This is a genomic window from Clostridium sp. chh4-2, assembly GCF_002899675.1.
In the GTDB taxonomy this organism is placed as follows: domain Bacteria; phylum Bacillota; class Clostridia; order Lachnospirales; family Lachnospiraceae; genus CHH4-2.
The window spans coordinates 1-8,524 of sequence record NZ_PKUU01000046.1 but is presented as its reverse complement, the minus strand read 5'-3'; the positions used below and the strand labels follow the sequence as shown (position 1 = coordinate 8,524).

At 46.3% G+C, this 8,524-nt stretch carries 7 protein-coding genes and 1 rRNA gene; all 8 read left to right on the top strand.

Annotated features, from left to right (window positions below):
* Positions 1-244: 244 nt before the first annotated feature.
* On the top strand, positions 245-1,324 hold the full coding sequence (locus C0033_RS26565; RefSeq protein WP_103230875.1) for an ATP-dependent 6-phosphofructokinase: 1,080 nt from the start codon (positions 245-247) through the stop codon (positions 1,322-1,324).
* Positions 1,325-1,380: 56 nt separating this feature from the next.
* The gene (dnaX, locus tag C0033_RS26560; RefSeq protein WP_103230874.1) at positions 1,381-2,979 is read left to right on the top strand and encodes a DNA polymerase III subunit gamma/tau; all 1,599 of its coding nucleotides are present in this window, start codon (positions 1,381-1,383) and stop codon (positions 2,977-2,979) included.
* A 13-nt stretch (positions 2,980-2,992) separates the two neighbouring features.
* Positions 2,993-3,349 (top strand): YbaB/EbfC family nucleoid-associated protein, encoded by a 357-nt coding sequence (locus C0033_RS26555; RefSeq protein ID WP_103230873.1) that lies wholly within the window; start codon positions 2,993-2,995, stop codon positions 3,347-3,349.
* A gap of 2 nt (positions 3,350-3,351) precedes the next feature.
* Positions 3,352-3,948: a recombination mediator RecR gene (gene recR, locus C0033_RS26550; protein WP_103230872.1), complete on the top strand. Its 597-nt coding sequence runs from the start codon at positions 3,352-3,354 to the stop codon at positions 3,946-3,948.
* 33 nt (positions 3,949-3,981) lie between these two features.
* Positions 3,982-6,030 (top strand): tetratricopeptide repeat protein, encoded by a 2,049-nt coding sequence (locus C0033_RS26545; protein WP_103230871.1) that lies wholly within the window; start codon positions 3,982-3,984, stop codon positions 6,028-6,030.
* A 12-nt stretch (positions 6,031-6,042) separates the two neighbouring features.
* Positions 6,043-6,870: a Cof-type HAD-IIB family hydrolase gene (locus tag C0033_RS26540; protein WP_103230870.1), complete on the top strand. Its 828-nt coding sequence runs from the start codon at positions 6,043-6,045 to the stop codon at positions 6,868-6,870.
* 16 nt (positions 6,871-6,886) lie between these two features.
* Complete coding sequence (locus C0033_RS26535) at positions 6,887-7,594, top strand: CvpA family protein (RefSeq protein WP_103230869.1); 708 nt, start codon at positions 6,887-6,889, stop codon at positions 7,592-7,594.
* Between the two features lie 521 nt (positions 7,595-8,115).
* A 16S ribosomal RNA gene (locus tag C0033_RS26530) occupies positions 8,116-8,524 on the top strand; the annotation flags it as partial.

Below are 8,524 nucleotides of genomic sequence, written 5' to 3'. Positions count from 1 at the left end.
CCTTGCGGGTCTTAGTACATCTTAGGGGCGAATCCCGAATCCCATTTCGCCGATTACTTCCGCCGCCCGCCTGGGCTTCCCCTTCTTTCCGGCGTACCTTCGCCAGTTAAATAAAGATTTACAGCAACCCTAACGTAAGAAATTTGCCACTTGCCCCTCAACAGCCTTTGTATTATAATTACAAAATGGGGATAATATAACCCACAAACAGAAGACGGATAAAACAAGAAAGGGTGTGACTTTCATGATCAGAGTTGGAATGTTAACGAGCGGCGGAGATTGTCAGAGTTTGAATGCGACTATGCGCGGCGTAGCCAAATCACTTTACAAGATGTACGATGAGATAGAGATCATAGGATTTGAAGACGGATTTAAGGGGCTGATGTATGCGGATTACCACATTATGAAGCCATCTGATTTCTCGGGGATTCTGACCGAAGGCGGCACCATATTAGGAACATCCAGGCAGCCGTTTAAGCTGATGAGAGTGCCGGATGAGAACGGCCTTGATAAAGTAGAAGCCATGAAACACACCTATAAAAAATTAAAATTAGAATGTCTGGTAGTGCTCGGAGGCAACGGAAGCCAGAAAACAGCCAATCTTCTAAGAGAAGAGGGGCTTAACATCGTTTCCCTTCCAAAGACCATTGATAATGACCTTTGGGGCTCTGACGTCACATTCGGATTCCAGAGCGCGGTAAATGTGGCTACTAATGCCATTGACTGTATTCACACTACGGCCGCCTCTCATGGCCGCGTGTTCATTGTGGAAGTCATGGGACACAAGGTAGGCTGGCTGACCCTGTATGCAGGAATTGCAGGCGGGGCCGACATTATCTTGCTGCCGGAGATACCATATGATCTGGAAGTAGTTGTGAATGCGATTAAAGAAAGGACGAAACAGGGCAAACGTTTCTCCATTCTGGCAGTGGCTGAAGGCGCTATTTCCAAGGAAAATGCTAATTTAACAAAAAAAGAATTAAAAGAAAAGAAGAAAAACGGCATGGTTTACCCATCTGTTGCCTATGAGATCGGCGCGCAGATAACAGAGCGCACCGGACAGGAAGTCCGCGTCACCGTACCGGGCCACATGCAGAGAGGCGGAGAGCCGTGTCCTTACGACAGAGTTTTATCCACACGCTTAGGAGCTGCCGCTGCCAAACTGATCGGCGACGGCAAATACGGTTATATGGTAGCTGTTAAGAATAACGATATCACGGAAGTTCCGCTGGAAGAAGTGGCGGGCAAACTAAAAACCGTGGATCCAAGCAGTTCCATGATCCGCGAAGCCAAGATGGTGGGAATCAGCTTTGGCGACGAATAAATGAAACAGTATATTAAGAAGTTTATGCCGCACCATGCGGCGAAGGAGAGGTTAACATGTCATACACTGCATTATACCGGAAATGGCGCCCGACCTCATTTGAAGATGTAAAAGGCCAGGACCATATCGTACAGACATTGAAGAACCAGATCGTATCGCAGCGTATCGGACATGCATATCTGTTTTGCGGAACACGAGGTACAGGAAAGACCAGTATTGCCAAGATATTTGCAAGAGCGGTCAACTGTGAGCACCCTGCAGACGGCAGTCCATGTAATGAGTGCCCCACCTGTAAAAATATTCTGACAGGTTCCTCTTTAAATGTTGTCGAGATCGATGCTGCGTCCAATAACGGCGTGGAGAACATCCGGGAAATCCGGGAACAGGTGCAGTATCCGCCCACAGAGGGACGTTACCGGGTTTATATCATCGACGAGGTGCATATGCTTTCTACGGGAGCATTTAACGCCCTTTTAAAGACGTTGGAAGAGCCGCCGGAATATGTGATTTTTATTCTGGCAACCACGGAAGTCCACAAGATTCCGGTAACGGTGCTATCCAGATGCCAAAGATATGATTTTAAGAGGATTACAGTAGAAACCATCACCGACAGAATGAAGGAGATGACAGCGGCCGAGCATATCGAGGTGGAAGAAAAAGCGCTGAATTATATCGCCAAGGCGGCCGACGGAGCCATGCGTGACGCCCTCAGCCTTTTAGATCAGTGCGTGGCGTTCCATTTCGGCGAAGTGCTGACCTATGATCATGTTCTGGAGATTCTGGGAGCCGTGGATACCGGCGTGTTCAGCGAGATTTTCCATGCGGTTGTAGAAAACAGGACGACAGACTGCATCAGGAAGCTGGAAGACATGGTGATTCAGGGCCGGGAACTGGGACAGTTTGTGGTGGATTTTGTCTGGTATATGAGAAATCTTCTGCTGGTGCAGACCACAGATGATCCGGAAGGAATTGTGGATGCGTCGGCGGAGAATATAAAACTGCTTACAGAGGATGCGGCCTTAACGGACGGGGAGACCCTGATGCGTTATATCCGCGTATTCTCAGAACTTTCCAACCAGTTAAGATATGCAAGCCAGAAACGCGTTTTAATTGAACTGGCATTTATTAAACTGACAAGGCCCGAGATGGAGCAGAATCTGGATTCCATCATACAGCGGCTGAACAAGATTGAAGAGCAGCTGGAGGAAGGAATTCCCGTAAATCCGGCTTCTTTACAGGCGGCAACAGCCGCTTCACCGGCGGCAGAAACGCCCGCTTTGGCAGATTCCCAGGAACCGCCTCAGCAGGTGCCCATTCCAAAGGCCCAGCTGGAAGATTTAAATCTGATCCGCAACGAATGGGGAAAGATCGTAAGGGAGCTTGGCGGAGTGATCCGGGCAGGTTTCAGAGATACGGTGGTGGAACCGGGAGGAGACAGCTGTCTTTGCGTTGTTTTCAATAGCAGCGACGGATATATGATCGGCAGCAGGCCGACCGTGTTGGGAGAGATTGAATCCTATATTGAGAAAACTTATGGGAAATCTCTCTATTTTAAAGCGAGGCTGAGAGGCGGAGCAGAGCGCCTCGACACCATTTACGTAAGTGATGAAGATTTGAAAAACAGTATCCATATGGAAATTTCAATAGAAGACTAGGAGGAACAAAACCATGGCAAAACGTGGAGGATTTTCAGGCGGTATGATGCCTGGCAATATGAATAACCTGATGAAGCAGGCTCAGAAGATGCAGAAACAGATGGAGGAGAATGCAAGGGAGCTGGAAAGCAAGGAATTTACAGCGACTGCAGGCGGCGGCGCCGTAACGGTAACCGTATCCGGAAAAAAAGAGGTTGTTTCAGTGAAATTATCGGAAGAAGTAGTTGATCCCGATGATATTGAGATGCTGGAAGACCTGATTGTAGCGGCTACCAACGAAGCTCTCCGTCAGATGGAAGAGGCATCCGGCGCGGCTATGTCCAAACTGACAGGCGGATTAGGCGGCCTGGGCGGAGGACTTCCGTTCTAATTATGGATTATTACAGCAGTCAGATTACAAAATTAATAGAAGAGCTGTCAAAGCTGCCGGGCGTGGGCACGAAATCGGCGCAGAGGCTGGCATTTCACATCATCAGTATGCCGTCTGAACAGGTGCAGCATCTGGCTTTTGCCATCACGGAAGCCAAGAATAATATCCGGTACTGCAAAGAATGCTTTACGCTGACGGATAAAGAGATCTGCCCCATCTGCAGCAGCGACAAACGGAACCACAAAGAGATTATGGTGGTGGAAAATACCAGGGATTTGGCCGCCTATGAAAAAACCGGGAGATATGAGGGCGTTTATCATGTGCTTCACGGGGCCATTTCACCCATGCTGGGGATCGGACCCAATGATATCAAACTGAAAGAGCTGATGCAGAGGCTTCAGGGGGACATTGAAGAAGTGATTATAGCCACCAATTCCAGCCTGGAAGGCGAGACAACGGCAATGTACATCAGCAAACTGATCAAACCTACGGGAATTAAAGTGACCCGGATTGCCAGCGGCGTGCCGGTAGGCGGGGATCTGGAATACATAGACGAAGTTACACTGCTTCGCGCTTTAGAGGGAAGGACAGAATTGTAACCTGTTAACTGGAGATATTAGGAGATACGCAAGATGGATAAGTATGAGTTTAACATAAAGGTTGAACAGATCAAAAAGCTTGTTAATAAAAGCGATTACGAAACGGCTATGAAGATTGCGGATACAATTGACTGGAGGCGGGTCAGAAATACCAACCTTCTTTCGCTGGTTGCCCAGATTTACGAAAAAAATGAGGAATACCAGGACGCCAAAGACATTCTGCTTCTGGCCTTTGAACGGGCGCCTATCGGAAAACGCTTATTATATAAACTGACAGAACTGGCCTTAAAAGAGAAGAATATTTCCGAAGCCGAGGATTATTACAGAGAATTCTGCGATCTGGCTCCGGAAGATCCGAGACAGCATTTGCTGCGCTATATGATTTTAAGAGAGAAAGGCGCTCCGGCTGAACAGCTGATTCATTCACTGGAACGCTACACCAATACGGAATTAGAGGAAAAATGGATCTACGAGCTGGCAGAACTCTACCAGAAAGCCGGCATGATCGACGAATGCATCAGAACCTGCGATAAGATTATGCTGATGTTCGGCCTTGGCAAATACGTGGACAAAGCCATGGATTTAAAGATGCAGTACGCTCCTCTTAACGGCTATCAGATGGATCTTGTGGAGAACCGTGACAAATACGAAGAGAAGCTGAAGGCAGTAGAGCAGCAGTACAGCGCTCCCCGCCTTTTGGACGACGACGAAGATTACGACGATGAGGAAGAGGAAAATGACGAGGATATACGCCCTTCCATGCCTGTTCACAGAAATGTGGATGAGGAACTGACCGCCAACCTCCATGAAGCGGAAGTGGAGGAACGTCTGGCCCGGGAGATGTCCAGAATCTCAGTTGAAGAGGATGATGATGTGGAAGAGGAAGAAGCTTCTTCCGTTACAAAGGTATTAAAAGCGATCAGGGATATTGCGCCTGAAAAAGGCTCTGACCTTCCGGAACAGCTTCCCGAAACCGTTGAGTTCTCAGAAGAAGAGATGCCTGAAAATATGGCGGAACCGGAAGAAGAGTATGAAGAGGAAGCATACGCTGAATCATATGATCAGCCGTATGACGAAGGATATTCCCAAGAATATTCCCAAGAACCTGAAAGCGTTGAGGAAGAACCGGAAGAAGAGGAAGAGCCTCTTGAAGAAATTGCCGTTGACAATGAAGACGAACCGGAGTATATTTCTGCCAATCATCTGATGATCGAATCCAGAACACCGGAAAAAGGTCTTGAGATGGCAGTTGAAGTCCTGAGACAAATTCATGAAGAAAATGGAATTAAGCACCAGGTTTTGAAGATCAGCGGCGGAAAACTGAGCAAACGCGGTATATTTGCGTCAGAAGATAAAATTACCGGCAAAGACCTTGTGATCGAAGATGCAGGAGATTTGACGCCGGAAGCATTGGCTGAGTTAAATCAGTTTATGGACCGGGATGAAACTGGAACCATTGTGGTATTGATCGACAATCCGCGCCAGATGGAAGAACTGCACCGTCAGAATCCTCAGCTGGCCTCTAAATTTGAGTGCATCGGCGTAAAAGATGAGGACCCGATTGAGGATGTTTCAGAAGCTGTATTAAAACAGGTTGCGCTTCAGGAAGACATTGCCCGTGAAGAGATTGAGGAAGAATATGATCAGGAGCCGGAAGAAGAGATCCCTGTTCCTGTAAAAAAAGCGGCGCCCCCAGAGAAACGCCCTGAGAGAATGGTGCAGCCAAAGAAAGAAGCACAGCCGAAAAAAACGGTTCAGCCAAAGAAGGAAGCCGTGAGCCAGCCGGAGCCGAATGCCGATGAAGAGATGGATCTGGATGAATTTGCCCAGTATGCATGTAAATATGCGAGTGAAATCGACTGCAGCATCAGCGGAAAGAGCATGCTTGCATTATATGAGCGCATTGAGATCATGGAAGAGGACGGAATTCCGTTAACCCGTGCCAATGCTGAGGAAATGATCGAAGAAGCTGCCGACAGGGCTGAAAAACCGTCCATCGGAAAATTGATCACAGGTGTATTTTCGCCAAAATATGACAAAGACGGAATGCTGATACTGAAGGAACAACATTTTATAAATTAACAGGATGCGAATATGAATATTAAATTAATAGCATTAGATTTGGACGGAACATTATTGGATTCTAAAAAAAGGCTGTCTCCTGCCAATGAAGCGGCTTTAAAAAGATGTATCGCCATGGGAATCCACATTGTTCCGGCCACCGGGCGGATGGTATCAGGCATACCGGAAGCCGTCAGAGAGATGCCGGGAGTGCGGTACGCAATTACAGCAAATGGCGGGCGCGTAGTCGATATGCAGGAAGGCATAGAGATCAGCTCCGCCCTTCTTCCTGTGGACCTGGCTCTGGAGATACTGGAATTTGCAAAAACTACCAAATCCGCCTATGATCCGTATCTGAATGGAAAAGGCGCTATGGAAGCGCGCTTTTTGTACCATTTGGAAAACTACGGTCTGGAGCCGGGTATTCAGGATTTGGTTTTGAGGACCAGGGAAGCGGTGCCTGACAGCATCGAATATGTAAAACAGTGCAATAAACCGGTAGAGAAGATCAATATGTTTTTCGGAGACCTAAAAGAGCGCGCCAGGGTTAAGGGCATCTTAGAACAAAGACCCGAACTGGCTGTGAGCTCTTCTTTATATAATAATCTGGAGATCAATGCGGCAGGCGCCACAAAAGGCAACGGAATTCTAAATCTGGCCGCATACCTTGGAATACCGGCAGAACAGACCATGGCTTTCGGAGACGGAGGCAATGACCTGACCATGATTCAAAAGGCCGGAATTGGCGTAGTAATGGAAAATGGGGATGAAAATTTAAAACTTTGTGCAGATTATATAACATTATCAAATGATGAGGATGGGGTTGCCAACGCCATAGAAAAACTGGTAGTATCAGCTTAACGCGGAAGAGGAGTTTATGGAAAACTGGTTAACAATTGTAGTTGGAATCTATTTGCTGGGAATGGTCCTATATGGCCATTACAGAGGATTTATACGTCTTGCTGTATCCATGGTGGCCTTAGTTGCCACCTTAGTTATTGTAAATCTGGCAATGCCCCAGGTTTCAGAATTTTTAAAAGAGAAAACGCCCATCAATACCATGATTAAAGATGCATTGGAAAATGCTATCGATATCGCTGCCCCGGATCAGGAAGAGGAGCTGCCGTCAGCACAGCGCACAGCCATTGAGAATCTGGATTTACCGGAGCAGTTAAAGGAAATCTTAATTGAGAATAATAACAATGAAGTCTATGACATGCTTCATGTTGATGAATTTACCGATTATATCGGAGCTTATTTATCCAATGTCATAATTAATATTATAGGCTTTATCATCATGTTCATAGTGGTATACGCGCTCATTCATATTATTATGAGATGGCTTGACCTGATGGCAAAGCTGCCCATACTATCCGGGATCAACCAGATAGCAGGGGCTCTGCTGGGCGCTGCCCAAGGTCTTATCTTTTTCTGGATTTTTTGTCTGGTGGCAACGGCTGCTTCAGGAAGCGGCTGGGGAATGGCAGTTATCAGGCTGATTGAAAGCAGTCCATGGCTTTCTTTTTTATACAGCCATAATATATTAATAAAAATCGTAACAGGCGTATTAAACAGCATGGCCTGATAAATTTGTATCTTATGTATTAATTGTTACATCAATTAATACAAAATTACGGCAACCGGGAATTCCAGATTGGAATCACCCGGTTTTTTTACACCACTAAATATAGATAAAAACTTGAAAATACGCTGTATTTAGTGTTTCAAAAACAAAATAAAAAATTGTTTAAAAAAATCAAACAAATCCCTTGACAATTCATACCATATAATGTTATATTAGAACTCCACCGCGGGAAACCAAAACGGTGGGAAACAGAAATAAAAAAAGTTTTAAAAAGTTGTTGACAAACAGAAAACAAGATGATATAATGATCGAGTTGCTGTTGAAGACAACAACACAGAATGAACCTTGATAATTAAAGATTGAACAGTATGTAAAACCCTGAAAATTCTAATAAAACAGGCTATGTTTGATGGCCTTGAATGAGAAAATTCAGAACAAATACAGAGATGTATACGAACCAAACAAAACAGTAAAACGGTTTAAAATTAGCTAACGTTAATTTTGAATCAAGATCAAAACTTTAACATGAGAGTTTGATCCTGGCTCAGGATGAACGCTGGCGGCGTGCTTAACACATGCAAGTCGAGCGAAGCGATTAAGAGGAAGTTTTCGGATGGAATCTTGATTGACTGAGCGGCGGACGGGTGAGTAACGCGTGGGTAACCTGCCTTACACTGGGGGATAACAGTTAGAAATGGCTGCTAATACCGCATAAGCATACAGTGCCGCATGGCACGGTGTGAAAAACTCCGGTGGTGTAAGATGGACCCGCGTCTGATTAGGTAGTTGGTAGGGTAACGGCCTACCAAGCCGACGATCAGTAGCCGACCTGAGAGGGTGACCGGCCACATTGGGACTGAGACACGGCCCAAACTCCTACGGGAGGCAGCAGTGGGGAATATTGGACAATGGGGGAAACCCTGATCCAGC